The sequence below is a fragment of the uncultured Stenotrophomonas sp. genome (assembly GCF_963519125.1).
GTDB lineage: Bacteria > Pseudomonadota > Gammaproteobacteria > Xanthomonadales > Xanthomonadaceae > Stenotrophomonas.
In genome coordinates this window covers 222363-249199 of the sequence record NZ_CAUQLJ010000004.1, presented here as the reverse complement: position 1 = coordinate 249199, position 26837 = coordinate 222363, and the positions used below count along the sequence as shown (strand labels likewise).

Genomic DNA, 26837 nt, shown 5'->3' with positions numbered 1-26837 from the left:
GGACCTGTACGACCTGCCGCCGGAAGAAGAGAAGCTGATCCCGCAGGTCTGCTCCAGCCTCGACCAGGCACTGGAAGCGCTGGACAAGGACCGCGAGTTCCTCAAGGCCGGCGGCGTGATGACCGACGACTTCATCGACGGCTACATCGCGCTGAAGATGCAGGAAGTGACCCGCTTCCGCGCCGCAACCCATCCGCTGGAATACCAGATGTACTACGCGGTCTGAGCAACAGGTGGCGATGCCGAAGGACTTCCCTCCCACCTTCTGCATCGCCACCGCTTTTCGTACCACCGCACACCGGCTGGGGAGCCATGCGCGGGCACCACGCAGCAACGTTGTACAGGGGCAAGAGAGACCGGACGCGCAGCATGGGCCTTCCTCCCTCCCGCGTCATCGCGGTCCATGCAGTCCGGCGCAAACGACCCGGTGGCCATGTGCAAGTGGCTGCCGGCTCCATCCATCTTCGGGGCATGCGCATGAAATTGATCTCCGCCATCATCCGGCCGTTCAAACTCGACGAGGTCCGCGAGGCCCTCTCCGACGCGGGCGTGTCGGGCATTACCGTGACTGAGGTAAAAGGCTTCGGCCGCCAGAAGGGCCATACCGAGTTGTATCGCGGCGCCGAGTACGTCGTGGATTTCCTGCCCAAGATCAAGATCGAAACCGTGGTCACCGACGAACGCCTGGACGCCGTGGTTGAAGCGATCCAGACCGCCGCCGGCACCGGCAAGATCGGCGACGGCAAGATCTTCGTCACCGCCGTCGAACAGGTCATCCGGATCCGCACCGGCGAATTCGGCGCAGACGCGCTCTAACCCCACTCGGAGTCCACAATGAAGACGTCCTTGTTCACCGGGTGGCAAGCCCGGTTCCATGCCGTGTGCCTGTTGATGCTGTTCAGTGCGTTGGCCGTGGGTGCGTTCTCCGGCACCGCGCATGCGCAGGCCCAGGTCTCGCCCGCGCCGTCGGAAACCGTTGCGGTCGAGCCGTTGCCGTCTCCCGAAGCTGCGCCGGCGCCCGCCGCCGAAGCCGAAGCCGCACCCGCCTATGACCGTGGCGACGTCGCCTGGATGCTCACCTCCACCCTGCTGGTGCTGCTGATGGTGGTACCCGGCCTCGCGCTGTTCTACGGCGGCCTGGTGCGCTCCAAGAACGTGCTTTCGGTGCTCAGCCAGATCCTGGTGGTGTTCTCGCTGGTGCTGATGCTGTGGGTGGCCTATGGCTACAGCGCGGTGTTCAGCGAAGGCAACCAGTTCTTCGGATCATTCACCCAGTTCGCCTTCCTCAAGGGCTTCACGCCCGACTCGGTCGGCAACACGCCGATCAAGGGCCTGCCGGACTATCTGTTCGTCGCGTTCCAGTCGACCTTCGCCGGCATCACCACCGCGCTGATCGTCGGTGCGTTCGCCGAGCGCATCAAGTTCAAGGCCGTGCTGCTGTTCTCGGCGTTGTGGTTCACCCTCAGCTACATCCCGATGGCGCACATCGTGTGGGGTGGTGGCTACCTGGGTGCGATGGGCGCGATCGACTTTGCCGGTGGCACCGTGGTGCACATCAATGCCGGCGTGGCCGGTCTCGTCGCCGCGTACTTCGTCGGCAAGCGCATCGGCTACGGCCAGACCGCGCTGAAGCCGCACAACGTGCCGTTCACATACATCGGCGCGATGCTGCTGTGGGTGGGCTGGTTCGGCTTCAACGCCGGCTCGGCCGCTGCCGCCGACACCGTGGCCTCGCTGGCCTTCATCAACACCATCCTCGCCACCGCCGCTGCGGTGCTGGGCTGGACCCTGGTGGAAGCGGTCAGCAAGGGCAAGCCTTCCGCACTGGGTGCGGCCTCCGGCGCCGTCGCCGGCCTGGTCGGCATCACCCCGGCGTGCGGTACCGTCGGCCCGCTGGGTGCGATCGTGATCGGCCTGGTCACCGGCGTGGTCTGCGTGTGGGGCGTTACCGGCCTGAAGCGCCTGCTCAAGGTCGACGACACCGCTGACGTGTTCGGCGTGCACGGCGTGGGCGGCATCGTCGGTGCGCTGCTCACCGGTGTGTTCAGTGCACAGTCGCTGGGCGGCACCAAGGCCGACCTCGACATCGGCCACCAGGTCTGGGTCCAGTTCGTCAGTGTCGGCTTCACCATCGTCTGGTGCGCCGTGGTCACCGTGGCGATCCTGCTGGTAGTGCGCATGGTGTTCGGCCTGCGCGTGACCGAGGAAGCAGAACGCACCGGTCTCGACGTCACCTCGCATGGCGAGTCGGCCTACGAGGTCTGACCGCGCGACATCACAGTATCTTCGGGGCAATACCTTTGCGTTGATCGACGTTACCTCTTGACGTCACCGCCGGCGGTCTTCGGACCGCCGGCTTTTTCATGCCTGAAGGCTTCACCGCGATGTCTCACTTTCGCTAAGAATGGGGATTCTCCTACTTTATCCGGCCCCTTCGCGCTGATCCCGTCTCAGGACTCAGGGCGGTCTATATCATGAAGAACGGAGAAACTACCGTGATAAAAGGTGGCCAATGAGTCTCACGATGTGGATTGAGATCGAGACAGGCGCGAGCATGCGAGGCGTCTCGGATACCTTGATGGCGATGGACATCCAGATGGAACCTGTAGAGGGTGCTGCCTCAGGCTTCTTCAATCGGTCGCATTGCCAGTTCCTGTTCCGGTATGACTCCTCACCAGAAGAAGTACTAGGCGATCCCTTGCAAGTGGATTGGTGCGTTGGCGTCCGTGGATCCTTTCACTACCGAGCGGATAATCTTAATGAAAGCTTGGCGGACATCATGGAATTCGTACTCTCCTATGCGGCGTCGCAGCCGTTCAACTTTGTACTGTCGTTCCAGTTGGAGACTCTCTACGCGGTCAGGGACAACTCCGGATTGCGGATCATAGTGCCAATGCCTTGAATGTTGAGATCGGTCTCGACAGCATACGTAGTCGGCGGCCACTCGATGATCCCGCAGGAGGATGTGTGACGCTTAAGCGTGCTTATGAGGTTTCGTGGATGTTCTGCCTCTTGAGCTGGATCGGTGTGCTCGTCAACTATGAGCTCAAATTCAGCTTTATGGGTTGCACGGAAAGGGGTCTTTTCGAGGCCGGGCTGTGCAGCCTCGTCAAGCCGATCATCCATCAGCTATTCGCAACGGCGCTGATATCGTTGCCGTTACTGACAGTCGTTCTTCTTGTGCGAATGGTGAAGTTGCGTCGCTTTCCCCCGCTGGAGTGGTTGCTCGCCGTTGGGTCATGGCTGCTTCTTGCGGCATCTGCCACGCATATCCCCTCCTCTTGAACGAACGTGATGGATGCTTTTGCCAGTTCGTAATGCATCTGGGATGCTCATGTGTCAGATGAAGGATCTAACATGTGAGTGCGTTGCCTTCTCCGATAAGCGTCCTGTCGCGAACTGGCAATGTGATTTTTCGAAGAGGCTGGAGACGACAGTGTGAGCGAGATGTACGACCGATACGTCGCCGAGATTGCCAGTCGGATTTCGTTGTTGCCACCAGACGCCGGTATCGCTGTGATGCTGGCGGCTTGCGAGCGCATGTTCTTCGTCCTCTCCCGCCCTGACGCCCGTCAGGCGTGTGATCGGTCCAGGCTGAGGAGGGAGCTTGACTCCATGTGGGTGGCGAGTGCTGATGAAGGCGGACCGATGTCTGTCCCTGATGAGTTTGAGATTGAGTCTGTATCCGACGAGCTTGTGCTCATGGCGACGGACGCGATCCTGATGACGCGGGACGCGATGGTGAAGGGAGTAGCATTGGACGGCAGGATTCTGTTGATCGCAGTCGAGCTGGCTAACGCGGTCGACGCGGCTCAGGATCCCGAGGGAGCGACCGATCGTGGTTCCTTGGACGCATTCCTTGTGGATGCTGGTTCGTGCGCCTCCATTGAAGCCTCGCGCCAGCTCCAGGACCTTGCCTACATGGTAGAGGCCGAAGCGGGCATTCACCGGTGTGCAAATCTCCGCGCAAGGGCCGCCCTACAAGACATCACCTGTGGGTTACCTTTGTGATGCAGGCTGGAGCCTGATTTGAAGAATTCTGGGGGCGAAATGGGTGGGGCCAAACGAACGCTTCTGGAGTGGCTGTACCATTCCCTATGGTTGCTCTGCCTTCTGGTGGAGTCAGTCTCAGCCTATTCCCATTGGAATCGACGCTCGAGACTGGCGGCGGAACTACTATCCGCTCCGTACGGCGACTGGGTTCGACTGGCGGGCGTAGTTGCCACACTGTCACTGCCTGTGCTGGTTTGCATCCTGATAGCGCGCATGAGGAGTTTGAAATGGGCACGCGCATGGGAAGTCGCCTTGGCACTCATTGTCATTCCCATGTTCCTATACAACGTTTCATTCGTCAGGTCGTGAGGTTGCAGGCTGCGCTGCGGGCGGCCACACAGGGCGCAGCCCACGCATCGGCGCCCGTTATGACGCACAATCAAGCCATGCGCCGATTCCGCCTCCCGCTCGTGCTGCTCGCCACCGCCCTGCTCGCCGGGTGCGCCACCAGTACCGATGTTCGCAGCCCGTTGGCGACCTGGGTGCCTTCGCCCAACCATAACGTGCGCAGCCCGGTCATCATCGTGCTGCACCACACCGACCAGGACAACGTGCAGCAGAGCCTGCACACCCTGCGCACCGCCAACAGCGGCGGCCGGGTCAGCTCGCACTATCTTGTGGGTTCCGATGGCCATATCTACCAGCTGGTGGCCGACAACCTGCGTGCCTGGCATGCCGGCGGCGGCCGTTGGGGCAGCATCACCGACCTCAATTCGGCCTCGATCGGCATCGAGATCGACAATGATGGCAACAGCCCGTTCGCGCCCGACCAGATCGCGGCGTTGATCCGCCTGCTCACTGACCTGTGCACCCGCCTGGACATCCCGCGCAGCCAGATCATCGCCCACGCCGACCTTGCCCCCGCCCGCAAGCAGGACCCCAGCCGCTACTTCCCCTGGCAGCAGCTGGCGGAAGCCGGCTTCGGGGTGTGGCCGCGCGCCAGCGATGGCCCCGCGCCCGAGGGTTTCGATCCGTGGCTGGGCCTGCAGGCCTTCGGTTACGCACTCGACGACCGCGCTGCTACCGTAGGCGCGTTCCACCGCCGCTTCCGCGGCCGTGACGACCTGCCGCCCACCCTCGACGCGGAAGACGCCCGCATCCTGCATTCGCTGCTGCTACAGACCCGGTGACATGACCAAGCATTCTGCCTTCGCCCTTCTGGGCCTGACCCTTCTCACCGCCTGCAGCACCGTTCCTACGACCAAGCCAGCCGCCGCTCCGCCCACCAGCACGTATGCCAAGGCCGACTGGAAGGCGCTTCCGGACGTTGCCGACGCAGATCTGCAGGCCGGCTTCGCCGCGTGGCGCAGCGCCTGCCCGCGCTTGAAGAGCGATGCGGTCTGGTCCTCTACCTGCGCATCCGCCGCGAACGTATCGAACACCCCAACGGCGATCCGCCAGTTCCTGCAGGACAACCTGCAGGTGTACGCTCTGCGCGCAGGCGGCCACCGGACCGACGGCCTGATCACCGGCTACTACGAACCGGTCTACAGCGGCAGCCTGACCCGCACCGCCAAGGCCACCGTACCGGTCTACGGCGTGCCCAGCGATATGGTCAGCGTGCAGCTTGATGAGCTGTACCCCGAACTCAAGGGCGAGCGCCTGCGCGGCCGCGTGGAAGGGCGCGTGCTGCGGCCCTATGACGACGCGGCGAAGATCAACGCACAAGGTGCCAACGCACCCGTACTGGCCTGGCTGACCAACCCAATGGACCTGCAGTTCCTGCAGATCCAGGGCTCGGGCCGCATCCGCCTGGACGACGGCCGCCAGCTGCGCATCGCCTACGCCGACCAGAACGGCCACCCGTACCGCCCGATCGGCCGCTGGCTGGTGGAGCAAGGCGAGCTGAAGAAGGAAGACGTCACCATGGACGCCATCCGTACCTGGGCCAACGCGCATCCGGCGCGCGTACCCGAGCTGCTGGCGAGCAATCCCAGCTATGTGTTCTTCACCAAGGGCCCGGACGGCGACGAAGGCCCGCGCGGCTCCTTGAACGTGCCGCTCACCGCCGGTTACAGCGTGGCGGTGGATCGCACTGTGGTGCCGCTGGGTAGCCTGCTGTGGCTGTCCACCACCCGCCCGGACGGCACCCCGGTGGTGCGCCCGGTAGCTGCGCAGGACACCGGCGGCGCCATCGCCGGCGAAGTGCGCGCGGATCTGTACTGGGGCACGGGAGACGCCGCCGGCAAGCTGGCGGGCGACATGAAGCAGAAGGGCAACCTGTGGCTGCTATGGCCGAAGGGTGCGGCGCTACCCACTTCCACTGCTGTCGAGTAAGGACGCGAGCATGGTCTTCTTCTACGCAATGGTTGCGGTGATGGTGGTGGAGATCGTGCTCATGCTTGCGTGGAACCCGCTCTACTTCGGGCTGGGCATCCGGTTGTTCAGCGAGCGCATTCCTGCCACGGCGGAGATGCGTGAGCGGCTGGTGCTGAACTGCCTGGAGCGCGACGTGGCTACACAGGAGTGGATTCCACTGGTGTTCCGCGCATTGCCCGATGGCCGCATGGCGTTCCGCGAGAGCTTCTTCCTGGCCGTCAGCGGGCGCTACTACCCGGTCATGCGCGGACTCGTGGTGGTGGACGCCAAGCGCAACCAGGTTCGCGTGGAAGGCATCTGCAACTGGATGACCCTGGGCTTCACGGTGCTGTGCGTGGCGATGCCGATGGTGGCAACGTCCACATGGCCGATGCTGCTGATCCTCGGGTTGTTCGTGTATTGCTACTTCATCCAACGCCGCCGTTACCACGAAGTGGCCGAAGCGCTGCGCGAGCAGATGCGCACTGAGTTGCCCGAAGCGATCATGCAGTTGCGTCGCCGGGTGGGGTGATGACACGCATGGCGTGTCACTACGCGTAGAACCCAACGCGAAGCGTGCAACCGCGTAGAGACACGCCATGCGTGTCCCGCGCAATCCCAAAGAACAACGACGGTAGTGCCACGCCCTGCGTGGCAAACCGAAGCCAGTAAATCTACTGCCCCCCAATCAGTGATTACTCGCAGGCCCCCATCCCGCCCCAGCGCTAGCATTTCCCCACCAAGAACTGCCGCGAACCCACCATGCACGAAGGCCTCCTAAAAAGCTGGAACACCGGCCCCGCCCGCCAGGCCATCATTGCGTTCGTAGCCCGAGTCACCCAAGAGGGCGGTCCGGAATTCGTACCCCCAGCCGCCCGCATCGCCGTATTCGACAACGACGGCTGCCTCTGGTGCGAAAAGCCCATGCCGATCCAGGTCGACTTCCTGCTCCGCCGCATCGCCGAGCAGGCCGAAGCCGACCCCGCCCTGCGCGAAAAGCAACCCTGGAAGGCGGTATACGGCAAAGACCAGGCGTGGCTGGGCAGCATCATCACCCGCCACTACGAAGGCGACGATTCCCTGCTCAAACAGGCCGCCGAAGGCCTGCTGTCCGCCTATGTAGACGATGAAGTAGAGGCCTTCTCGGCAAAGGCCCTGCAGTTCCTGCTCAATGCCCATAACCCGGCACTCGACCGGCCGTACCTGAAAACCGCCTACGCACCGATGCGCGAGCTGCTCAGCTACCTCGAAGCCAACCGCTTCACCAGCTACATCGTCTCCGGCGGCGGGCGCGATTTCATGCGGCCCATCACCCAGTCGCTGTACGGCATTCCCCCCGAGCGCGTGGTTGGCACTTCGGTGGTGCTGGAGTACCGCGAGAAGGACGGCATTGGCACGCTGGTCCACACCTCCAAGCTCGAGGTATTCGACGACGGCCCCAACAAGGTCGTACGCATCTGGAGTCGCATCGGCGCCCGCCCTATCTTCGCTGCCGGCAACTCCAATGGCGACATCCCGATGCTGCAGTTCGCCACCCAGGGTGAGGGCGCCTCACTGGCCCTGCTGGTTACGCATGACGACGACGTCCGCGACATCGCCTACACCTCCGGTGCCCAGAAGGCGGTCGCCCTGGCCGCTGAACGCGGTTGGCCGGTGGTAAGCGTGCGGGATGACTGGTCGCGGGTGTTCGTGGATTAGGGGCGAACCCGATATCATCGCCAGCTGACATCTGGAGATGATGACGAGTGAAGACGTCCATGGAAGGCCTGGTTCGACCCTTGGGTCGCGTAGTTCTGCTCGTCGGTATGGCGGTGTTCGCCTGCAGCGCCCATGCGCTCGGCGATGACGAGGCAGCCCTGTTGAAAAGCATCCAGGCCGCTGCGAAGGCAGGTGATGCAAAGGCGGAGTACCAGCTCGCGAACCTGTATCTCAGCGGCGCGGGTGTCCGCAGAGACGCTGAGAAGGCGGCCGCCTGGTATCGCAAGGCGGCTGACCAGGGCTACGGCCCCGCGCAATCCGAACTGGGGGCAATGTATCTGCGCGGAAACGGCGTGCCCAAGGACGAGGCTCAGGCCATCGTCTGGGTGCGCAAGGCGGCAGAGCAGGGCGAGGTGCTGGCCCAGTCCGACCTCGGCATGATGTATCTGAACGGCATGGGCGCGGAGAAAGACGATGCCCAGGCCGTGGCGTGGCTGCGCAAGGCGGCCGAGCAGGGATCTGCCGCCGGACAGCACAACCTTGCCAGCCTGTACGAGCGGGGCGGTGCCGGCCTCACCAAAGACGAGGCCGAAGCCAAGCGGTGGTATACGAAGGCAGCCCTGCAGGACGTATCGCAACTTGGGGTCAGCCAGTCCCGTATGGCGCTCTGCCTGTATCGCGGCGAATACGAAGCGTGGTGCACCGAAGCCCAGAGCCCGGGGATCTTCGGCCCAGTGGAGGATCTGCTGGCAGCAGGCGAGGGCGGCGACACCAAAGCCCAGACCCGGCTCGGTGATATCTACGGCAATGGGATCGGCGTGCAGAAGGACGAGGTGCAGTCGTTCAACTGGTACCGCAAGGCGGCCACGGCAGGGTACGCCCCAGCGCAGACCCAGGTGGGATACCTCTATTCCACCGGAAAAGGCATACCCAAAGACGAGAACGCAAGCATCGCCTGGTACTGCGAAGCGGCCGCGCAGGGATATCGGGGAGCACTCGTCAATCTCGAGATCATGCGCATCTACGGCAGCTTTGATCCGAAGGAGTGCCCGGATCGGCGGGCGCTGCGGTAACCGCTCAAGCCGCGCGAGACCACTGGCGTTGCGCAAGATAGCCAAAAGTGACTCGCTTGCGTTTCTTGATTGCACATCGCGGAAGGCGGATACAAGCGTGGGCGGATGCGCTGCGCGTCGGGCCGGCGGGTGCAACTACCGCACGCGTTAGCATGGAGCGAGCCTAAGCACAGGATGGCCCTCAGGGAGCACGTTGAGTAGATACTTCAGCCCTTTGAGGGTCGGTGGCCAGCTTGTCGATTTGTCTCACCTGGAACCCTTCACGATCATCATCCAAAGCGAGAAGGTTGATAAGCCTCTACGAATTGCGATCACCTTCAGCAATCACTGCTTCAGCGCCTCGCACGGAGACATTCCGCATCCTCCAGGCGATGAGGTGATCTGGGATGGCAGGAAGATGAGAACGTTCTGCCCGACGCGCTATCGGCTCTCGCATGGCTTGCCAGACGTAATCCGGTCATTGGAGGAGCGAAAAGTGATACTCGCGGCGCACGGCGCCTCTTGGATTCACACGCTGACAATTGAGAACCCGGATGGGCCTTACCATCTGTTCCTGACGGTCAAGCGCAGCTCCAATGAAAAGCGTGCCTGGCAGGACATCGATGTGATCGTGGAAAGTGCGTATCCCGAGACGCGCAACGCCCCTACGACGACAGGTCATTGGCGCCCCTTCGTGCTTGTCTGCGGGGAGGCCTGGTTGTCCAACCCGCAAAAGCCAAAGAAGAAGCGGCGGAGATAGCAGACAAAAGAAAAGGGCGCCGAAGCGCCCTTTTCCGTGTTCAGACCCCGGGGACCACTTGCGAGGCATCGTGGATGCCTACGGCCGAAGCCGCTGGGAAGCGCTCTATTTCACCGGGTCAGTCGCTTCGTCTTACGCCCGTAGTATACAGCGGGTCGGACCCTCGGACCAACGGGCGGATCCCCGTGGCACCAGGCCGTTCATCAACACCCTTACGGCACAGGCAAACAGTTCCGGACGGTCCGTTTTGCACTACATTGGTGCAATGACCGCCGCAGCACCGTCCCCGTCCCTTGATGTCCTTGGCACCCCGGTGGCCTGGGCCGATGCCGAAGGCCGCGTGACCGGCTGCAATCCCGCGTTCGCCCGCTGGCTGGGCGTAAGCGTCCGGCGCCTGCTGGGCCAGCCCTTGGCCTCGCTGGAAGTGCAGGGCGAAGCCCTGGCCCACTTCCTCGCCCGCAACGAACGCGACACCCTGCGCCTGCACCGGTTGGCCCTTGCCCTGCCGGGCGAGGCGCCGCGCTTTGCCGAAGGCTGGGTCAGCCGCCACGACGATGACGGCTGGCTGCTGGAGGCGCACCCGGTGGACGAGTTCCCCGGGCTGGACCCGACCCAGGCCCTGCCTAGTGCGCTGAGCGCGGCGCTCAAGGGTCTGGCCCACGAGCTGCGCAATCCGCTGGCCGGCCTGAAGGGTGCGGCCCAGCTGCTGGCCCGGCGCAGCACCCAGCGCGATCCGGAAGAGCGCGAACTGATCGAGCTGATCGGCTCGGAGATCGAGCGCCTCAACGGGCTGCTGGAACAGCTGCTGTCGCCGGCACCCGCCGCGCCGCACGCGCCGCTCAACATCCACGCCTCGCTGGAACGCGTGCTGCGCCTGGCCGAAAGCGAAGGCGGCTGGGCGGTGCGGCTGCAGCGCGACTACGACCCCAGCATTCCCGAATTCGATGGCGACGCCGACCGCCTCACCCAGGCGGTCTGGAACCTGGTGCGCAATGCGATCCAGGCCGGTGCTGGCACCGTCACCCTGCGCACGCGGGTGGAACATGGCGTGCGCATCGGCGACCAGCTGCAGGCGATGGCGCTGCGGCTGGAAATCGCCGACGACGGCCGTGGCGTGCCCGAAGCGCTGGCCGAACACCTGTTCCTGCCACTGGTCAGTGGCCGCGCCGAAGGCACCGGGCTCGGCTTGGCGCTGGCCCAGCAGGTCGCACGCGAACACCGCGGCACGCTGACCTACCGTTCGCGGCCGGGCCATACCGTATTTACCGTGCAGCTGCCGATCGGGCAGGGCACGCCCGCAACCGAGGAGACCGCGCATGGCGGCTGACAGCCAGGCCCAGCGCGTCTGGGTCGTCGACGACGACCGCGCCGTGCGCTTCGTACTGAGCACGGCGTTGCGCGACGCCGGTTACGCGGTGGAAGGCTTCGACGGCGCCGCCGCCGCGCTGGACATGCTGGCCAGCCAGCCGCCGCCGGACCTGCTGTTCACCGATGTGCGCATGCCGGGCGACGACGGCCTGGTGCTGCTGGACAAGCTCAAGGCCGCGCACCCGCAGCTGCCGGTGATCGTGATGTCGGCCTATACCGACGTGGCCAGCACCGCCGGTGCGTTCCGCGGCGGTGCGCAGGAATTCCTGTCCAAGCCGTTCGACCTGGACGATGCGGTGGCGCTGGCCCAGCGTGTGCTGCCGGCGCCGGACATCGCCGTGGCCGAGCGTAGTGTGCCGACCGTTGAAGCCACGCCCGACCAGCGCCCGCAGCTGGTCGGCGACACCCCGGCCATGCGTGCGTTGTTCCGTGCCATCGGCAGGCTGGCGCAGGCGCCTTTGTCGGTGTTGATCAACGGCGAAACCGGCACCGGCAAGGAACTGGTAGCGCACGCGCTGCACCACGAGTCGCCGCGCGTGCAGGGCCCGTTCGTGGCGCTCAATACCGCTGCCATTCCCTCCGAACTGCTGGAAAGCGAACTGTTCGGCCACGAGGCGGGCGCCTTTACCGGGGCGCAGCGCCGCCACGTCGGGCGTTTCGAGCAGGCCGATGGCGGCACGCTGTTCCTGGACGAAATCGGCGACATGCCGCTGCCGTTGCAGACCCGCCTGCTGCGCGTGCTGGCCGAAGGCGAATTCTTCCGCGTCGGTGGCCGCGAGCTGATCCGGGTCGATGTGCGGGTCATCGCCGCCACCCACCAGGACCTGGAGTCGCTGGTGGCGCAGGGACGGTTCCGCGCCGACCTGCTGCACCGGCTGGACGTGGTGCGCCTGCGGTTGCCGCCGCTGCGCGAGCGCCGCGAAGACATCGTGCAACTGGCCGACACCTTCCTGGCCGCCGCCGCGCGCAAGCTGGACACGCCACCCAAGCGCCTCACTGCCGCCGCGCTGCAGGCGCTGCGCGAGCACGACTGGCCGGGCAACGTGCGCGAGCTGGAGAACGTGTGCTGGCGGATGGCCGCGCTGGCTGCTTCCGACACCATCGGCGTGGCCGACGTGGACAGTGCGCTGCATCGCGGTGCCGCACCCCGCAGCCGCGCGCAGGGCGATCCCGGCCAATGGGAAGCGCTGCTCTCGGCCTGGGCCCGGCAGCGCCTGGCCGAAGGGGCGGAAGGCCTGCATGCGCAGGTGCGCGAGCGGGTCGACCAGGCCCTGCTGGAAGCCGCCCTGCAGATCACCCACGGCCGCCGTGCCGAGGCTGCCGCGCGCCTGGGCATGGGCCGCAACACGCTCACCCGCAAGCTCGGCGCCGGTCGTCGGCGCGGTAGCTGAATGCCTGTTCATGCCATGTAAGCGGCGCGTCGCTACGTCTTTCATGATGCGTGGACGAGCCAGACGTTAGTTTGCCTATCAAGGAGTTACCCGATGCGTCGTTCCCAACTCGCCCTGCTGATGCCCTCACTGCTGGTGCTTGCCGCCTGCGGCACTGCGCCCGAGCAACGCACTGCGCCGGCGCCTGCGGTGCCGGTGGTGAGCCTGGCCAAGCAGGCCGAAGCGAATCTGGCGCCGGCCTCGGCCAGCATCGTCAGTGGTCGCCTGGTGCTGGTGCCCGACGCGCGCGGCGTGCATATCACCGGCACCATCGGTGGGTTGCAGCCGATGCAGACCGCTGCCTTCCACGTGCATGAGCGCGGCGACTGCAGTGCCGTTGACGCCAGCAGCGCGGGCGCGCACTTCAATCCGGCCAACCAGCCGCACGGCCGCAACAGCGCCGGTGCGCACCACGCCGGCGACATGGACAACCTGCGTGCCGATGCGCAGGGCCGGGTAAGCGTCGATGTGCGCCTGCCGGCGGTTACCCTCGGTGGCGGTGCCGCCACCGATATCGTCGGCCGCGCCTTTGTCGTACATGCCAACGCTGACGATTACCGCAGCCAGCCCGCCGGCAACGCCGGTGCCCGTATCGCCTGTGGCGTCATCCGGGTCACGCGCTGATCGCGATGCCCGGAAACGCTGCTTTTTCCGTAGTTACCCGCAAGGAGATCCACATGCGTCTGATCCATACCGCGTTGTTCGCCGCCGTTGCCGCCGTCGGCCTGACCGCCTGCAACAAGCCGGCCGAGACCACCCCGGAGCCGACCCCGGCCGCCGACACCGCACAGGCCGCCGATGCGTCCGCTGCCGCCAATGACGCGCCGCCGGCCATGACCAGCGAAGCGCACGCCAACCACACCGCCGTGGCCGAACTGGCGCCGACCCAGGGCAACAACGTCAAGGGCAACGTCACCTTCAGCGTCGTCGACGGCAAGGTCCACGTGAAGGGCCAGGTCAGCGGCCTGAAGCCGGACAGCGAGCACGGCTTCCACATCCACGAGAAGGGCGACTGCAGCGCGCCGAACGGCGACAGCGCCGGCGGCCACTTCAATCCGGCCAAGGAAGACCACGGCAACGTGGCCACCACCCCGCACCACGGTGGCGACATTCCGAACATCAAGGCCGACGCGCAGGGTAATGCGATGGTCGATGCCGACGTCTCCACCAACGTCAATATCGGCGAAGGCAATGATTTCGACATCATCGGCCGTGGTTTGATCGTTCATGCTGATCCGGACGACTACAAGACCCAGCCGACCGGTAACGCCGGTGCGCGCCTGGCGTGTGCGGTGATCAAGGCTGCGCCGTAATCGATCGGCGGTTCAGCCACGCAGGGCGTGGCTCTACCGGGTGGTTGATGCAAACGAAAAACGCCGGCATTGCCGGCGTTTTTCATGGGTAGAGCCACGCCCTGCGTGGCTGCTCCGGATCACCGCGTCAACAATTCCCGCGCGTCCTGACCGGCTTCGCAATGCACGAACAGCACCGGCAGCCCGTGGGCCTCGAGCACGGCGGCCATCTGCCGCTGGCGCATCAGGTACTGGTCGTAGATGCCCTGCAGGCGCTCGCAGTTGCCCTTGTCGTGGTTGTAGAACGCGCACCAGCCGGCCGGGTCGAACAGCGCCATACGCACTTCGCCGTCAGCGTATCGAAGCAGCGGCTCCGGCGATTCATCCAGCCACTGCTCGCTCTGCGGGGCCATCAGCGCCGTTTCAACCAGCGGCCACAGCGCAGCCAGGCCCTGGTTGTCGTACTGCATCGACATCATCGCGGCCAGGTCATTGACCGTGAAATACCGCGCATGCTCGATCTGCGCGCCAAACGCGTTCTGCGCCAGCAGCGCGGTGTCGGCCTGGGCCATGCCCTGTGCCAGCAGCACTTCTTCCAGCGCGTCGGCCACGGCCTGGGTCTGGGCCACTTCGGTGCCGGTCAGCAGGAACGGCACCACCCGCAGGCCGCCGCCGGTCAGGCTGGCATCGGCCTGGAACGGCAACGGTACCTCACCGTCGGCGCCGGCCCCGAACGCCAGCAGGCGCGGGCCTTCATTGCGGCCGGGCGCGCGCATCTGCAGCTCTTCCAGGCGGCGGTGGATCGGCCAGCCCGGGCGAAGCACCTCGGCCGGGTCGAAATGGGCGCCGGCGAACACGAAGTCCAGCCCGCTCACGCCGGGCACCAGCTTGGCCAGGTCGCGACCAACGCGGTCGGCCAGTTCACCGGCCTGTTCAGAGCTCAGGGCGGCGTTGCGGGGGGCGTCTCCTCCAGCCAGTTCCAATGCCAGTACGCCAAGGGCATTCATGCCGGGGTCGGGTTTGCTCATGGGATCACAGTTGGCCCATCACAGGGCGGCAGCTACACTTGCCCCCATTATGCCTGCTCCTTCGTGCAGGCCATGTTGCAGACACCCTTCCCATGCCAGGTATCTCCATGCCCAACGCTCGTCCCGTCGCCATCCTTGGTGGCGTCCGTATCCCGTTCTGCCGCCAGAACACCGCCTATTCGGATGTTGGCAACCTGGGCATGTCGGTGCGCACGCTGGGTGCACTGGTCGAACGCTTCGGCCTGCACGGCCAGCAGCTGGGCGAAGTGGCCATGGGCGCGGTGATCAAGCATTCCAGCGACTGGAACCTGGGCCGTGAAGCCACGCTGTCGTCTGGCCTGTCCCCGCTTACCCCGGGCATCACCATGCAGCGCGCCTGCGGCACCTCGCTGGACACCATCATCAACGTGGCCAACAAGATCGCGCTGGGCCAGATCGAGTCGGGCATCGGCGGCGGTTCGGACACCACCTCCGACGTGCCGATCGTGTACGGCAAGAAGCTGCGCGCGCGCCTGCTGGCGGCCAACCGCGCCAAGAGCACCGGCGACAAGATCAAGGCGATCCTGAGCGGCTTCAAGCTGAGCGAGCTCAAGCCGGAATTCCCGGGCGTGGCCGAGCCGCGCACCGGCAAGAGCATGGGCGACCACTGCGAAGACATGGCCAAGGAATGGAACATCTCGCGCGACTCGCAGGACGAGTGGGCGGTGTCTTCGCACAAGAAGCTGGCCGCCGCCTATGAGCGCGGCTTCTTCAACGACCTGATCGCGCCGTTCCGTGGCGTGGAGCGCGACAACATCCTGCGCCCGGACACCTCGCTGGAAAAGCTGGCCACCTTGAAGCCGGCCTTCGACAAGGTTTCCGGCCGTGGCACGCTCACCGCCGCCAATTCCACCCCGCTCACCGACGGCGCCTCGGCGGTGCTGCTGGCCAGCGAGGAATGGGCGCGCGCGCACGGCCACGAGCCGCTGGCGTACCTGCGTGATTCGCAGGTGGCTGCCGTGGACTTCGTGCATGGCGAAGGCCTGCTGATGGCGCCGACCATCGCGGTGCCGGAAATGCTCAAGCGCAACGGCCTGACCCTGCAGGATTTCGACATCTACGAAATCCACGAAGCGTTCGCCGCTCAGGTGCTGTGCACCCTGCGCGCGTGGGAAAGCGAAGACTACTGCCGCAACCGCCTGGGCCTGGACGCACCGCTCGGCAAGATCGACCCGGCGAAGATCAACCCGCTGGGCTCGTCGCTGGCCACCGGCCACCCGTTCGCCGCCACGGGCGCGCGCGTGATTGCCACTGCCGCCAAGCAGTTGGCGGAGCGTGGCGGTGGCCGCGCGCTGGTCTCGATCTGCACCGCCGGCGGCATGGGCGTGGTGGCGATCGTCGAGCGTTGAGTCGCACGACGTTGAAATGAAAAATGGCCACCCTTGGGTGGCCATTTTTTTTACATTGCGGGGATCCGGCCGGCGGCCGGCTACGGGATCCGCGGGTTTCCGAATGCGTCGCGGTCCACCGGATGATCCACCACCGGCGCCGGTTCGCTCATCAACGATTGCTCTTCAACGGTTGCGCGCTCCGGAACCACCGTCGCCAACGGCGCCGTGCTCCGCACCAGCACCACACGCTCCTCACCGCGCTGCTGGCGCAGCGCATTGCCATAGCACTGCGCGGCCAACGCCGGTTCGCCGCGCGCGGTGAATACCTCGCCCAACGTTTCCCACGCATCCGGGCCCGCACCGGCGGCGATCGCACGGTGCAGGTAATCTTCGGCCTGCACATGCTCGCCCTGGCGCGCCGCAATGCGCCCGAGGGCCAGCAGCAGCGCCGGGCTCGAAGGCTGCTGGCCCAACCAGCGCTTCAGGTTGGCCTGGCGGGTGGCCAGCTTCTCCACCGGCATCTGCCCATACAGAGTCACCAGCGACTCATCCCAGCGCGAATCCAGCGCCTGCTCCAGGTTGAGCAGGGCCGGCTCGTCCCAGTCCAGCGCCACCGCGCGCAGGGCATAGGCGGACACCACGTCCGGATCATTGCGCAGCGCCTTCGGGGTCGCTTCCCACTGCGCGGCCAGCGCATTCACGTCGCCCGCTTCCAGCAGCGACTGCGCGGCCAGGCGCACTTCCAGTTCGGACACCGCCTCGTCCGGCAGCACCTTCTGCTTGCGCAGCGCGCCGAGCTGGCCATAGGCCTCGTGCGCACGATCCGCACGCGCCAGCGCTTCGGTGCGCAGCCACAGGCCGCGCGGCGGCAGCGGCTGGATGCCGGGTGCATCCAGCGCGTTGATCGCATCCACCGGGCGCTCCTGGCGCAGCAGGCGCTCGGCCTGCAGCAGTGCATGGGACGTCGCATCGGCGGTGGAAAGGCGCTGCAGGTACTGGTCCACCGCAGCCTGGTCGCCACGCGCTTCGGCGCTGCGCACCGCGGTGACATACGCCACTGCGGTCACCTCGTCGTCTTCGGCAGCGGTGCCCAGCAGCTTTTCCGCACGCTGCCAGTGGCCGTACTCATGCGCCTGCAGGCCTTCGATCAGGCGGGCCCGACCCTGCTTGCGGCGGTAGCGACCCCACGCACGGAACGGCGACGCCACCAGGCTCCACAGCAGCCACAGCAGCAACAGGGCGACCAGCGCCATCAGCGCCACCTGCGGCACGGTGGAGCGGTAATCGTTGCCGCCCGAGCGGTAGATCACCTCACCGTACTGGCGCAGCGACTCGGTACCCAGCCACTGCGCGGCCACCACGCCCAGCACCACGGCCAACAGCAGCACCACCACGGAATGAATCGGCTTCATCTATCAACTCCCATCGCGCATGGAGCGCAGTTGCTGCAGGGTGCTGCCCAGTTCGGGCAGCGGCGGGCGTAGCACTTGGGCGCGCAACTGCTGCAGTTCAGCACGTCGCTCGCGCAGGCTGGGTGAATCCGGCCACAGGCGCGGCATCCACAGCGCCACGCGGTCCAGCGATTGTTCAAATTCCGACTGATTGCCGCGTTCGACCGCTGCACGAGCCAGTGTGAGTTCCAACTGCAGCGAGTCCCACGCGGCGGTGCGCTCGGCGCCGCTGAGCGGTCCCTGCGCGGCGGTGGGCGTAATGGTCACGAACGGCGCCAGTACCTGATGCCACCACGGCGTCGATGCGCTGCCGACCGCCGGCACGATCTGCTCGGGCAGCGCACCTACCGACTGCGCGAAACGGGTCAGGCGCTGGTTGATCTCGGCGCGCGGGCCCGGACCCAGGGCGTCCACCGCATTGCGTTCCTGCATCAGCGCCTGGCGCAGGTTGAGGTACTCGGCGCCCTGCACCTCATCCAGCGCGGCCGCAGCCAACGCGTACAGGCGGCGTGCACCCTCCACGTCGTCGGCAAAGGCCAGCCGCTGGCCGGCCTGGCTGAGCAGCAGCTCGGCTTCCTCCAGCTGCAGCGCCTGCGCGTTGTGGCGGGTGCTGTCGGCCAGCCGCGCCAGGTTCTCTTCCAGCAGCGCGTTGCGCTGGCTCAGGCCCAGCATTTCATCGCGCAGCACGCGGTTGGTGGCGGCCGCATCCTGTACCCGCTGCGAGGTGGAGCGCTGGTCGCGGCGCAGTGCGTCCACCCTGCCGGCCAGGCCCTGCACCAGCACGTTGGCCTCGGCCTCGCGCTGGGCGGCGCGTGCCTGCTGCGCCTGCCATTGGGTCCAGCCCCAGCCGGCGCCGCCAACGACCACCGCCACCGCGGCAAGCGGCAGGATCCAGCGCAGCGGTGAACGGGTTGGGGGCGGAGCGATGTCGTTCATGCAGTCATCCTTGTCGCCCGCGCCGGTGCATTCACGAGCTGGCGGGCGCTCTGGCGTACAGCATCGCCCGCCTCCCAAGCAGCCCGCAAGGCCGGAAACGACCCCTGTTCAGCTACGTTCGCCGGTCGTGACCGCGGCATGTGCGGCGGCGGCCAGCTGGGCCGGCAGGGGACCTTCGGCGAGGCTTACCCGGGAGAAGCCCTGCTGCCCTGCCAGAGCCACAAGGCGAGGGCTGGCGGCCACCACGTGCTGGCTGCGCAGGCGTGGCAGCAGGTCTGCGGGAAGCTGCTCCAGCAGCAGGCCGAAGGCCTCGGCACTGCTGAGCGCCAGCACCCAGGGCGTGGCTTGCCTGCGCAGCCGGTTCACCTGGCGCGGCGGCAGCCGCAGTGGCTGGCGCCGGTAAACATCCACGCGCTGCAGCTCGGCCCCACGGTCCTGCAGGGTCTGCGCGATGATCCCGCGCCCGCCCGGGGCGGTCACCAGCGCCGCGCGAAGACCCTGCAGCTGCGCCAGCGGGGGCAGGTCGAGCAGGCCCTCGCTGTCCATCTGCCGTGGCGCCTGCACCCCAGTGGCGCCCTGCGCGCGCAGCGCCGCAGCGGTACCTTCGCCCACGGCCAGCCAGCTGCCGGGGTGCGGCGCATTCAGCGGCAGCAGTCGCGCGGCTGCGTGCACGGCGGCCGGGCTGCTGAACACCACCCGGTCGGCGCCCAGTGCCTGGGCCAGCGCGGCGCGTGTGGCGTCATCCCGCTGCGCCACCAGGGCCCACGGCGACAGGCCGAGCACCTGCGCGCCCAGCGGTGCGGCCGCGCGGCGCAGTGCTGCGTGCTGGCCGCGCGGGCGCAGCGAGAGCAGGGTCCATTCCGGCACATGTGCGGGGCGGTTCATTGCGGGCATTATGCGAGGCCTTCGCCGTAACGTCGCCGTACCGATGTCCGATTCCGAATCCCCCGCGGTGCACCTGGCCGCCCTCCAGCAGATCCTGGAGCGCATGCCGCCGGTGGCCGCCATGCAGATCCAGGTGGCCGGCTACGCCGGCGGCGTGCTGTCCCTGCGCGCTCCGCTGGCCGCCAACGTCAACGACAAGGGCAACGCGTTCGGCGGCAGCCTTTCCTCGGTCATGACCCTGAGCGGCTGGGCGCTTGTCACCCTGCGCCTGCGCCTGGCCGGCTTCGACGCCGACGTCTACGTGGCCGACAGCCACGTGCGCTACCTGGCGCCGGTCTACGAGGACCTGCAGGCCCAGGCCCAGGCCGCCGACGAGGCCGACTGGGCGGTGTTCCTGTCCACCTTCGCCCAGCGTGGCAAGGCCCGCATCGACGTGGTCGCCCGCCAGCCCGGCGATGCGGGAAAACCCGCAGCTGAACTGAGCGGACGTTTCGTTGCCTTCGCAAGGCGGTAGGATGGGCGCCTTGCCGATTGGGGAATTCGCATGCGTCGTACCTTCCAGATCCTGCTGTTGAGCCTGCTGGCGCTGACCAGCGTGTCCGTGCTGGCCGCCGACCCAAAGAAGATCACCAAGGGCCAGCGCAAGCAGCTGGAAGAGACCCAGATCAAGTACGACTCCACCATGCGCTGGGGCACCGTCGAAGACGCGCTGCCCTACCTGGACCCGGAGAAGGCCAAGGAGCATCCGCTCACCGACCTGGAGCTGAGCCGCTTCGAGCAGGTGAAGATCTCCAGCTATCGCGCTGGCGAGAACGTCCCGCTGCCGGATGGCACCATCGGCCGCAATGCGGAAGTCCGGGTCATCAATCTCAACACCCAGTCCGAGCGCACCGCACGGGTCCGGGAGATCTGGCGCTGGGACGCCGAGGACAAGCGCTGGTTGCAGGCCAACGGCCTGCCGGACCTCTGGCAGGACCGCTGAATCAGCCGTTCCCGCCCCGCAGGGCGCCGATTCGCCCGCATGTGCGACAATCGGCGCCCGCTTATCGACCCGTGATCTGAGTGAATTACGAAGAGCTGCTGGCCTTTGCCGGCCGAAACCCGATGTTGTCGATGGCCTTCGTGGGCCTGACCGTAGCCATCCTCGTCACCGAGGTGCGCCGCCTGATGCGCGGCTATAAATCGATCAAGCCGGCCGAGCTGACCCAGCTGATGAATGCCGGTGGCGCGGTCGTGGTCGACCTGTCCCCGGGCACCGATTTCGAAAAGGGCCACATTGCCGGCAGCCGCAACGCGCAGCCTGCCCAGTTCGGTCCGGAGCACAAGCTGGTGGCCAACGCCAGGCAGAAGCCGGTGGTGCTGGTCTGCCGTACCGGTACCGCCTCTGAAACCGCCGCCAAGGCGCTGAAGAAGGCCGGTTTCGAGCAGGTCCATGTGCTCGACGGTGGCCTGCCTGCCTGGCAGCAGGCCGAGCTGCCGCTGGTCAAGGGCCGCAACTAATTTGACGGATTTGGCCGGCACGCCTTGTGCGCGCCGCCACACGCCCCCATCGCAGGGCATGTAACAATCCATTACTACTGCATTTATTTTTGGAGCATCAGGAAATGTCCGAAGACAACATCACCAACGGCGCCGTCGCGCCGGCCGACGCCGCCAACGGCCCCGCGTTCACCGTCGAGAAGATCTACGTCAAGGACGTCTCCTTCGAATCGCCGAACGCCCCGGGCGTGTTCAACGAAGCCGTCCAGCCGGAACTGCAGCTCAACCTCAACCAGCGCGTGCAGCGTCTGGGCGAGAGCGCCTTCGAAGTGGTGCTGGCTGTCACCCTGACCTGCAAGGCCGGCGACAAGACCGCCTATGTGGCCGAAGTGCAGCAGGCCGGCGTGTTTGGCCTGGTCGGCCTGGACCCGCAGTCCATCGACGTGCTGCTCGGCACCCAGTGCCCGAACATCCTGTTCCCGTACGTGCGTTCGCTGGTGAGCGAGCTGATCCAGGCCGGCGGCTTCCCGCCGTTCTTCCTGCAGCCGATCAACTTTGAAGGCCTGTACGCCGAAACCCTGCGCCAGCGCCAGGAACAGGGCGAAACCTCGCTCGCCGATTCCGAGCCGGCCGGCAACGCCTGATCGGCGCTGCAGTGGTACCGATGAACGACACCGCAGACAAGATCGCCGTTCTCGGCGCAGGCTCCTGGGGCACCGCCCTGGCGAGCCTGCTGGCGCGGCACGGTAAACAGACCGTGCTGTGGGGGCGCGACGCGGCGATGGTGGACGCCATCGACCAGCGCCACGAGAACACCCGTTACCTGCCGGGCATTCCGCTGCCGGAATCGCTGCGTGCCACAACCGACCTGGCTGCGGCCGTCGAAGGTGCCACCTGGATTCTCGTAGTAGTGCCGTCGCACGCCTTCGGTGAAACCGTGCGCGCGCTGGCGCCGCTGCGTCCGGCCAATGCCGGCGTGGCGTGGGCGACCAAGGGCTTCGAGCCCGGTTCCGGCCGTTTCCTGCACGAAGTCGCGCGCGAGGTCCTAGGACCGGACGTGCCGCTCGCAGTAGTGACCGGCCCGTCGTTCGCCAAGGAAGTCACCCAGGGCCTGCCGACCGCGATCACCGTTCACGGTGATGATGCGGAGTTCGCCCAGCAGGTGGCCGAAGCCATGCACGGCCCGGCGTTCCGCGCCTACACCGGCGACGACATGGTCGGTGCCGAGCTCGGTGGCGCCATGAAGAACGTGTTGGCCGTGGCGACCGGCGTGGCCGATGGCATGCAGCTGGGCCTCAACGCCCGTGCCGGGCTGATCACGCGTGGTTTGAATGAAATGCTGCGCCTGGCGGCCGCGATCGGCGCCAAGCCGGAAACCCTGATGGGCCTGGCGGGCCTGGGCGACCTGGTGCTCACCTGCACCGGCGACCTCTCGCGCAACCGTCGTCTTGGCCTCGCGCTGGGACGTGGCCAGAGCCTGCAGGACGCCGTACGCGAAATCGGCCAGGTGGTGGAATCGGTGCAGACCGCAGATGAGGTCATGCGCCAGGCCCGCCGCCACGGCATCGACCTGCCGATCTCCGACCGGGTCCGCGCCGTACTGCACGGCGAACAGACCCCGGAAGAAGGCCTGCGCGCGCTGCTGGCGCGAGAGCAGAAGCCGGAATACCCGGACACGCTGTTCAAATGATGCAAACGAAAAACCCCGGCGAAAGCCGGGGTTTTTTTTTGCAAACGCCCTCCCCAAAAAAGCGAAGCCCGGCGGAGGGCCGGGCTTCTTGACGCGTGGGAGAGAGATCACACGCCATACAACAACGTACCGTTGTTCTGTTGCATTACCAGGTGAAGCGCGGGCCCACGAACCATTCCTTGTCGCCGCCCTTGGCCAACTTCACTTCGCCGCTCAGGCCCCAGTTCTGGTTGAACTTGGCCTGGGCGCCGACACGGCCGTAGAACTCGCCGTCCGGGTTGATGCCGTGCTTCTTGCTGAAATCTTCGTAGCCGGCCAGCGCGTAGCCTTCGATCATCGGGGTGAACGCGGTGCGCACGCCCACTTCAGTGGCATAGCCGTTGAAGTCCAGGCCGTGCTTCGGATCGAACTTCTGGTACGCGACGCGGGCCACCAGGTCGGTGGTCGGCGCGATGCCGTAGTTGTAGCCGACGCCCACGCGCCACTGGTCAACATCCGCGTTGCCGCGCTTGGTTTCCTGCGAGTTGTAATCGCCAAAGACATGGAAGTTCGGCGCAATGGCAACAGAGCCCTTCGCGGCCCAACCATCAGCGTCGCCACCCTTGGCGTCCGTGTTCACGTAGCCGCCTTCAACGTAGTTGTAAGACAGGCCATCGGCGGCCGAAGCAGCGAACGGCAGTGCAGCGACCAGACCCAGGGCAAGCAGGGAAGACTTCATCATCGGGAACACACCTTTTTTTATTTTGGTTTTGCCGACCGCCCCCTCGGGGGAGGGGAGAGAGAAGGGCGGTCGACAGGTGTAAATTATCCGTTAGGCGACCTAATCAACCCTGAATATTGAACTGACCGGTACATGAATAAGGTGCGCGTTCAGGAAACTATTCCGCCGCTTTCGGAGCTACATGGCAGAGTGCACACGCCAAGGTTGGCGATGAAGAATCAAGGGATGAATCAATGAGTTGGACACGCAGGGAATCAGTAGCGAAATCCGTGGGGACGGATACGGGCAACCGCATCATCAAGGTCAATCACGCGGGCGAGCATGGCGCGGTAAACATCTACACCGGTCAGATTCTCCTCGCCCGGCTGACCGCGCCTCACATGGTGGCCGAGCTTCGGGAGTTCCGTTCCCACGAACAGCGACACCGCGCGATCTTCCGCGCAGAGCTGGAGCGACGCGGGCGCCCTCGCTGCCGAAGCTATCCGCTATGCGGACTCGGTGGCCTGGTGCTCGGGCTCGTGACTGGACTGTTCGGCAGTTCGGCCATTGCGGCAACGACCACAGCCGTTGAAAGCGTTGTACTGCGTCACCTTGAGCACCAGCTTGAGGTTCTGCGCGACAGCGACCCTGCGGCGGTCATCGCCATTGCTTCCATCGTTGCCGAAGAACAGCAGCACCATGACCAGTCACTGGCGCATGGCCAGACAGATTCGTTCTGGGCAAGGCTGCTCAATCCCGTCGTGACCAACTCGACCGAAGCCGTCATCTGGCTCGGAATGCGGCTGTAGCCCGCATCCACACTGAACGCGAGTCGGCCGCAGGAAGTGTCAGTAACAATACTTAGCGCCCCGCACATACCTTACCGATGACCGGCGCTTCCCAAGCTCGCAGACTCCCATGACCTTCCACTGACTGGACCGCGCCATGGCAACTGCGAAGAAGCCCAATATCCTCGTGATCTTTGGTGATGACATCGGAGTTCCCCAGATCAGTGCGTACACGCGCGGCTTGATGGGGTACCAGACACCGAACATTGACCGCATCGCCAATGAAGGAGCCCTGTTCACGGACTCCTACGGTCAGCAGAGCTGCACTGCCGGGCGTGCGTCGTTCATTCTGGGCCAGGAGCCGTTCCGCACCGGCCTCTTGACCATCGGAATGCCGGGTGATCCGCATGGCATCGCCGACTGGATGCCGACGATTGCTGATGTCCTCAAAACGGGCGGCTACGCGACCGGCCAGTTCGGCAAGAACCACCTGGGCGACCAGGACCAGCATCTGCCGACGAACCATGGTTTTGACGAATTCTTCGGCAACCTCTACCACCTCAATGCGGAAGAAGAGCCGGAAGGGTACTTCTATCCCAAGGATCCGGCCTTCAAGAAGAAGTTCGGCCCCCGCGGCGTGATCCATTCGAAAGCAGGCGGCAAGATCGAAGATACCGGGCCGTTGAACAAGGCGCGCATGCCGACCGTGGACGAAGAGTTCCTGGATGCCGCGCAGTCCTTCATCAAGAACAGCGTAAAGGCAAAGGATCCGTTCTTCGTCTGGTTCAACACCACGCGCATGCACGTGTTCACCCACCTGAAGCCGGAGTCCGACGGCAAGACCGGCAAGGGTCTCCACGCGGATGGCATGGTCGAGCATGACGGACACGTGGGTCAGTTGCTGGACCTGCTCGACGAGCTGGGCGTGGCCGATGACACCATCGTGCTGTACACCACCGATAACGGCGCGGAGCTGGCGCTCTGGCCGGATGGCGCCATGACCCCGTTCCGCGGCGAGAAGGGAACCACCTGGGAAGGCGGCATGCGCATTCCGATGATGGTGCGCTGGCCGGGCGTGATCGAGCCGGGCACCGCGTACAACGACATCATCTCGCTGATCGATTGGTTCCCCACCCTGTGTGCTGCCGCCGGCATCGACGATGTTGCGGGCAAGATGAAGAAGGGCTTCAAGGCGGGCGACAAGACCTTCAAGGTGCATCTGGACGGCTACGACTTCACGCCGTACTTCAAAGGAACGGCGGACGCCGGCCCGCGCCAGGCGCTCTACTACTTCGACCAGGGCGGCAACCTCAATGCGGTTCGCTACGCCGACTGGAAAGTGAGCTTCGCCGTCGCGAGCCACGGCAACATTGCAACGGCACGGCGCGAAGTCACCTCGTGGGCGTCCATCACGAACCTGCGCATGGACCCGTATGAGCGCGGCATCGAAGAGGGTGGCGGTGCCATGCAGTTCATTGGCCAGCAGATGTGGCTGCTGGTGCCGATCCAGGCACAGATCAAAGCCTTCTTCCATGACTTCGCCGACTACCCGTACCAGACCGGCAGCTCCTTGAACCCGAGCGGCATCAACTACTCCCTGCTGCAGCAGCAGGACGCGATGAAGCGGCTCAAAGAGCTGGAAACGATGAGGACCAACTAGCTACCGCATGGGCTGAGGCCGCAGCTAGCTATAGCCCGCAACTGGCTGGCGGCACCTCGCCATCCACACTGACGATGGCATCCAACCGAACCCGGGTGCCATCGTCCAGCAGCATGTATTCCTCGCCGTTGCGGGCCTGCAGGTCCGTGATGCGCGCCTGCACGGTCTGCGGAAGGCCGGATTCCTCCAGATACACGATCGCCACGCGACGGCCGGTAGTGGCGGTCGCCTCGAGCACGTCGTGGAACTCGCAGTCGATGGGAACGTAGGTGGAGTTCATTGCCGCACTCTCCTCATGTGAACGGAATTGCACTGCGGTCGACTGGCCGGAAACTCCGGCCAGCCCGCCGCACTCGCTTCAACGCAACTTCACGCCCGGGAAGTCCACCGGCACCGCGAACGCCACGTTGACGTAGTTGGTGAACAGGTTCAACGCCACGTGCGCCAGGATCTCCACGATCTCCTCGTCGTTGAAGCCCACGCTGCGCAGCTGCGCCACGTCGCTGTCGTCGATCTAGCCGCGTCCTTCCACGACGCGCAGCGCGAAGTGCAGTGCAGCCGCCGTCTTCGGGTCGTCGGACTCACCGCCCTGCGCGGCACTCATTTCCTGGCTGCTGGCGCCGGCCTTGCGGCCCAGTGCGGTGTGCGCGGCCAGGCAGTACTCGCAGGCGTTGCGGTTGGCGATGGCCACGGCGATCTTTTCGCCCATCGCGGCCGGAATGACGCCGCCGCCGAGGGCGCCGAACGAACCCCACATGCTCTTCAGCGCGGCGGTGGAATTGGCCACGGCGCGGAACATGTTCGGGGTGGCACCGAAGGCGCCGTGGATCTGGCCGAGCAGGGCCTGGCGTTCACCGGTGGTGTCCTGGGGGGTAACAAGGGGGATACGGGACATGGCT

Annotated in this window: 31 protein-coding genes and 1 pseudogene; 24 read left to right on the top strand and 8 right to left on the bottom strand. The window is 65.7% G+C overall.

Going from position 1 to position 26837, the window contains the following annotated elements; all coding sequences use genetic code 11:
* The 16 genes and pseudogenes from glnA to RYM47_RS05270 form a co-directional block, all read left to right on the top strand.
* Window positions 1–226, top strand: a pseudogene (glnA, locus tag RYM47_RS05345) (glutamine synthetase); the annotation flags it as partial.
* 251 nt (window positions 227–477) lie between these two features.
* Window positions 478–816, top strand: coding sequence for a P-II family nitrogen regulator (locus RYM47_RS05340; protein WP_070207933.1), 339 nt, complete (start codon window positions 478–480; stop codon window positions 814–816).
* 18 nt (window positions 817–834) lie between these two features.
* Window positions 835–2265, top strand: a complete 1431-nt coding sequence (gene amt, locus RYM47_RS05335) for an ammonium transporter (protein ID WP_315386512.1) — start codon at window positions 835–837, stop codon at window positions 2263–2265.
* Between the two features lie 259 nt (window positions 2266–2524).
* Entirely contained in the window at window positions 2525–2902 is a 378-nt protein-coding gene (locus tag RYM47_RS05330) for a hypothetical protein (RefSeq protein ID WP_315386511.1), read from the top strand.
* Window positions 2899–3285 carry a hypothetical protein gene (locus RYM47_RS05325; RefSeq protein WP_315386510.1) on the top strand — a complete coding sequence of 129 codons (387 nt, stop codon included), beginning with the start codon at window positions 2899–2901 and terminating at the stop codon, window positions 3283–3285. Before RYM47_RS05330 ends, RYM47_RS05325 begins: the two co-directional genes overlap by 4 nt.
* Window positions 3286–3438: 153 nt before the next feature.
* Window positions 3439–4011, top strand: coding sequence for a hypothetical protein (locus RYM47_RS05320; protein ID WP_315386509.1), 573 nt, complete (start codon window positions 3439–3441; stop codon window positions 4009–4011).
* Window positions 4012–4439: 428 nt separating this feature from the next.
* Window positions 4440–5183 (top strand): N-acetylmuramoyl-L-alanine amidase, encoded by a 744-nt coding sequence (locus RYM47_RS05315; protein WP_315386508.1) that lies wholly within the window; start codon window positions 4440–4442, stop codon window positions 5181–5183.
* Between the two features lies 1 nt (window position 5184).
* Complete coding sequence (locus tag RYM47_RS05310; protein ID WP_315386507.1) at window positions 5185–6330, top strand: MltA domain-containing protein; 1146 nt, start codon at window positions 5185–5187, stop codon at window positions 6328–6330.
* A gap of 10 nt (window positions 6331–6340) precedes the next feature.
* Window positions 6341–6883, top strand: coding sequence for a hypothetical protein (locus RYM47_RS05305; protein WP_315386506.1), 543 nt, complete (start codon window positions 6341–6343; stop codon window positions 6881–6883).
* 230 nt (window positions 6884–7113) lie between these two features.
* Window positions 7114–8049 (top strand): HAD family hydrolase, encoded by a 936-nt coding sequence (locus RYM47_RS05300; protein ID WP_315386505.1) that lies wholly within the window; start codon window positions 7114–7116, stop codon window positions 8047–8049.
* A 59-nt stretch (window positions 8050–8108) separates the two neighbouring features.
* A complete protein-coding gene (locus RYM47_RS05295) occupies window positions 8109–9122 on the top strand; it encodes a tetratricopeptide repeat protein (protein WP_315386504.1) in 1014 nt (337 codons plus the stop codon).
* A gap of 193 nt (window positions 9123–9315) precedes the next feature.
* A complete protein-coding gene (locus tag RYM47_RS05290; protein ID WP_315386503.1) occupies window positions 9316–9861 on the top strand; it encodes a heat-shock protein in 546 nt (181 codons plus the stop codon).
* A gap of 265 nt (window positions 9862–10126) precedes the next feature.
* Window positions 10127–11188, top strand: coding sequence for an ATP-binding protein (locus RYM47_RS05285; protein WP_315386502.1), 1062 nt, complete (start codon window positions 10127–10129; stop codon window positions 11186–11188).
* A complete protein-coding gene (gene ntrC, locus RYM47_RS05280) occupies window positions 11178–12620 on the top strand; it encodes a nitrogen regulation protein NR(I) (RefSeq protein WP_315386501.1) in 1443 nt (480 codons plus the stop codon). Before RYM47_RS05285 ends, ntrC begins: the two co-directional genes overlap by 11 nt.
* Window positions 12621–12713: 93 nt before the next feature.
* Window positions 12714–13283 (top strand): superoxide dismutase family protein, encoded by a 570-nt coding sequence (locus RYM47_RS05275; protein WP_315386500.1) that lies wholly within the window; start codon window positions 12714–12716, stop codon window positions 13281–13283.
* Between the two features lie 53 nt (window positions 13284–13336).
* Window positions 13337–13972, top strand: a complete 636-nt coding sequence (locus tag RYM47_RS05270; protein WP_315386499.1) for a superoxide dismutase family protein — start codon at window positions 13337–13339, stop codon at window positions 13970–13972.
* A gap of 119 nt (window positions 13973–14091) precedes the next feature.
* Here RYM47_RS05270 and RYM47_RS05265 read toward each other — a convergent pair whose 3' ends face one another.
* The gene (locus tag RYM47_RS05265; protein WP_315386498.1) at window positions 14092–14979 is read right to left on the bottom strand and encodes a hypothetical protein; all 888 of its coding nucleotides are present in this window, start codon (window positions 14977–14979) and stop codon (window positions 14092–14094) included.
* 92 nt (window positions 14980–15071) lie between these two features.
* Between RYM47_RS05265 and RYM47_RS05260 the strand changes: the two genes are divergently transcribed.
* On the top strand, window positions 15072–16367 hold the full coding sequence (locus RYM47_RS05260; protein ID WP_315386497.1) for an acetyl-CoA C-acetyltransferase: 1296 nt from the start codon (window positions 15072–15074) through the stop codon (window positions 16365–16367).
* Window positions 16368–16447: 80 nt separating this feature from the next.
* On the opposite strand, the gene RYM47_RS05255 is transcribed toward RYM47_RS05260, so the two are convergent.
* The 3 genes from RYM47_RS05255 to RYM47_RS05245 form a co-directional block, all read right to left on the bottom strand.
* Window positions 16448–17761, bottom strand: coding sequence for a heme biosynthesis HemY N-terminal domain-containing protein (locus RYM47_RS05255; RefSeq protein WP_315386496.1), 1314 nt, complete (start codon window positions 17759–17761; stop codon window positions 16448–16450).
* Window positions 17762–17764: 3 nt separating this feature from the next.
* Window positions 17765–18736 (bottom strand): uroporphyrinogen-III C-methyltransferase, encoded by a 972-nt coding sequence (locus tag RYM47_RS05250; protein WP_315386495.1) that lies wholly within the window; start codon window positions 18734–18736, stop codon window positions 17765–17767.
* A 108-nt stretch (window positions 18737–18844) separates the two neighbouring features.
* The gene (locus RYM47_RS05245; RefSeq protein WP_315386494.1) at window positions 18845–19621 is read right to left on the bottom strand and encodes a uroporphyrinogen-III synthase; all 777 of its coding nucleotides are present in this window, start codon (window positions 19619–19621) and stop codon (window positions 18845–18847) included.
* A 43-nt stretch (window positions 19622–19664) separates the two neighbouring features.
* Here RYM47_RS05245 and RYM47_RS05240 point away from each other — a divergent pair, with 43 nt between their 5' ends.
* The 5 genes from RYM47_RS05240 to RYM47_RS05220 all read left to right on the top strand — a co-directional run bounded on the left by RYM47_RS05240 (window position 19665) and on the right by RYM47_RS05220 (window position 22790).
* Window positions 19665–20135, top strand: a complete 471-nt coding sequence (locus RYM47_RS05240; RefSeq protein WP_315386493.1) for a YiiD C-terminal domain-containing protein — start codon at window positions 19665–19667, stop codon at window positions 20133–20135.
* Between the two features lie 30 nt (window positions 20136–20165).
* Window positions 20166–20603, top strand: a complete 438-nt coding sequence (locus RYM47_RS05235; protein WP_312327152.1) for a hypothetical protein — start codon at window positions 20166–20168, stop codon at window positions 20601–20603.
* A gap of 80 nt (window positions 20604–20683) precedes the next feature.
* Window positions 20684–21121 (top strand): rhodanese-like domain-containing protein, encoded by a 438-nt coding sequence (locus tag RYM47_RS05230; RefSeq protein WP_315386492.1) that lies wholly within the window; start codon window positions 20684–20686, stop codon window positions 21119–21121.
* Between the two features lie 104 nt (window positions 21122–21225).
* Entirely contained in the window at window positions 21226–21744 is a 519-nt protein-coding gene (secB, locus tag RYM47_RS05225) for a protein-export chaperone SecB (RefSeq protein WP_315386491.1), read from the top strand.
* Between the two features lie 20 nt (window positions 21745–21764).
* Window positions 21765–22790 carry an NAD(P)H-dependent glycerol-3-phosphate dehydrogenase gene (locus tag RYM47_RS05220; RefSeq protein WP_102944302.1) on the top strand — a complete coding sequence of 342 codons (1026 nt, stop codon included), beginning with the start codon at window positions 21765–21767 and terminating at the stop codon, window positions 22788–22790.
* Window positions 22791–22935: 145 nt separating this feature from the next.
* Here the strand turns inward: RYM47_RS05220 and RYM47_RS05215 are convergent, their stop codons facing one another.
* Window positions 22936–23508 carry an Ax21 family protein gene (locus RYM47_RS05215; protein WP_311184743.1) on the bottom strand — a complete coding sequence of 191 codons (573 nt, stop codon included), beginning with the start codon at window positions 23506–23508 and terminating at the stop codon, window positions 22936–22938.
* A 236-nt stretch (window positions 23509–23744) separates the two neighbouring features.
* On the opposite strand from RYM47_RS05215, the gene RYM47_RS05210 reads away from it, so the two are divergent.
* Together RYM47_RS05210 and RYM47_RS05205 are read left to right on the top strand one after the other, a co-directional pair.
* A complete protein-coding gene (locus tag RYM47_RS05210) occupies window positions 23745–24299 on the top strand; it encodes a demethoxyubiquinone hydroxylase family protein (protein WP_315386490.1) in 555 nt (184 codons plus the stop codon).
* Window positions 24300–24435: 136 nt separating this feature from the next.
* Window positions 24436–25938, top strand: a complete 1503-nt coding sequence (locus tag RYM47_RS05205) for an arylsulfatase (RefSeq protein WP_315386489.1) — start codon at window positions 24436–24438, stop codon at window positions 25936–25938.
* A 28-nt stretch (window positions 25939–25966) separates the two neighbouring features.
* On the opposite strand, the gene RYM47_RS05200 is transcribed toward RYM47_RS05205, so the two are convergent.
* The 3 genes from RYM47_RS05200 to RYM47_RS05190 form a co-directional block, all read right to left on the bottom strand.
* Window positions 25967–26218, bottom strand: a complete 252-nt coding sequence (locus tag RYM47_RS05200; protein WP_315386488.1) for a hypothetical protein — start codon at window positions 26216–26218, stop codon at window positions 25967–25969.
* A gap of 78 nt (window positions 26219–26296) precedes the next feature.
* A complete protein-coding gene (locus tag RYM47_RS05195; RefSeq protein ID WP_315386487.1) occupies window positions 26297–26437 on the bottom strand; it encodes a hypothetical protein in 141 nt (46 codons plus the stop codon).
* 15 nt (window positions 26438–26452) lie between these two features.
* Window positions 26453–26833, bottom strand: a complete 381-nt coding sequence (locus tag RYM47_RS05190) for a carboxymuconolactone decarboxylase family protein (RefSeq protein ID WP_315386486.1) — start codon at window positions 26831–26833, stop codon at window positions 26453–26455.
* Between the last annotated feature and the right edge of the window lie 4 nt (window positions 26834–26837).

Coding starts and splice junctions, on each gene's coding strand:
- RYM47_RS05340 (WP_070207933.1), top strand. CDS start 478: ATGAAATTGATCTCCGCCATCATCCGGCCGTTCAAACTCGACGAGGTC.
- amt (WP_315386512.1), top strand. CDS start 835: ATGAAGACGTCCTTGTTCACCGGGTGGCAAGCCCGGTTCCATGCCGTG.
- RYM47_RS05330 (WP_315386511.1), top strand. CDS start 2,525: ATGTGGATTGAGATCGAGACAGGCGCGAGCATGCGAGGCGTCTCGGAT.
- RYM47_RS05315 (WP_315386508.1), top strand. CDS start 4,440: ATGCGCCGATTCCGCCTCCCGCTCGTGCTGCTCGCCACCGCCCTGCTC.
- RYM47_RS05310 (WP_315386507.1), top strand. CDS start 5,185: ATGACCAAGCATTCTGCCTTCGCCCTTCTGGGCCTGACCCTTCTCACC.
- RYM47_RS05305 (WP_315386506.1), top strand. CDS start 6,341: ATGGTCTTCTTCTACGCAATGGTTGCGGTGATGGTGGTGGAGATCGTG.
- RYM47_RS05300 (WP_315386505.1), top strand. CDS start 7,114: ATGCACGAAGGCCTCCTAAAAAGCTGGAACACCGGCCCCGCCCGCCAG.
- RYM47_RS05295 (WP_315386504.1), top strand. CDS start 8,109: ATGGAAGGCCTGGTTCGACCCTTGGGTCGCGTAGTTCTGCTCGTCGGT.
- RYM47_RS05285 (WP_315386502.1), top strand. CDS start 10,127: ATGACCGCCGCAGCACCGTCCCCGTCCCTTGATGTCCTTGGCACCCCG.
- ntrC (WP_315386501.1), top strand. CDS start 11,178: ATGGCGGCTGACAGCCAGGCCCAGCGCGTCTGGGTCGTCGACGACGAC.
- RYM47_RS05275 (WP_315386500.1), top strand. CDS start 12,714: ATGCGTCGTTCCCAACTCGCCCTGCTGATGCCCTCACTGCTGGTGCTT.
- RYM47_RS05270 (WP_315386499.1), top strand. CDS start 13,337: ATGCGTCTGATCCATACCGCGTTGTTCGCCGCCGTTGCCGCCGTCGGC.
- RYM47_RS05265 (WP_315386498.1), bottom strand. CDS start 14,979: ATGAGCAAACCCGACCCCGGCATGAATGCCCTTGGCGTACTGGCATTG.
- RYM47_RS05260 (WP_315386497.1), top strand. CDS start 15,072: ATGCCAGGTATCTCCATGCCCAACGCTCGTCCCGTCGCCATCCTTGGT.
- RYM47_RS05255 (WP_315386496.1), bottom strand. CDS start 17,761: ATGAAGCCGATTCATTCCGTGGTGGTGCTGCTGTTGGCCGTGGTGCTG.
- RYM47_RS05250 (WP_315386495.1), bottom strand. CDS start 18,736: ATGAACGACATCGCTCCGCCCCCAACCCGTTCACCGCTGCGCTGGATC.
- RYM47_RS05245 (WP_315386494.1), bottom strand. CDS start 19,621: ATGAACCGCCCCGCACATGTGCCGGAATGGACCCTGCTCTCGCTGCGC.
- RYM47_RS05240 (WP_315386493.1), top strand. CDS start 19,665: ATGTCCGATTCCGAATCCCCCGCGGTGCACCTGGCCGCCCTCCAGCAG.
- RYM47_RS05235 (WP_312327152.1), top strand. CDS start 20,166: ATGCGTCGTACCTTCCAGATCCTGCTGTTGAGCCTGCTGGCGCTGACC.
- secB (WP_315386491.1), top strand. CDS start 21,226: ATGTCCGAAGACAACATCACCAACGGCGCCGTCGCGCCGGCCGACGCC.
- RYM47_RS05220 (WP_102944302.1), top strand. CDS start 21,765: ATGAACGACACCGCAGACAAGATCGCCGTTCTCGGCGCAGGCTCCTGG.
- RYM47_RS05215 (WP_311184743.1), bottom strand. CDS start 23,508: ATGAAGTCTTCCCTGCTTGCCCTGGGTCTGGTCGCTGCACTGCCGTTC.
- RYM47_RS05210 (WP_315386490.1), top strand. CDS start 23,745: ATGAGTTGGACACGCAGGGAATCAGTAGCGAAATCCGTGGGGACGGAT.
- RYM47_RS05205 (WP_315386489.1), top strand. CDS start 24,436: ATGGCAACTGCGAAGAAGCCCAATATCCTCGTGATCTTTGGTGATGAC.
- RYM47_RS05200 (WP_315386488.1), bottom strand. CDS start 26,218: ATGAACTCCACCTACGTTCCCATCGACTGCGAGTTCCACGACGTGCTC.
- RYM47_RS05190 (WP_315386486.1), bottom strand. CDS start 26,833: ATGTCCCGTATCCCCCTTGTTACCCCCCAGGACACCACCGGTGAACGC.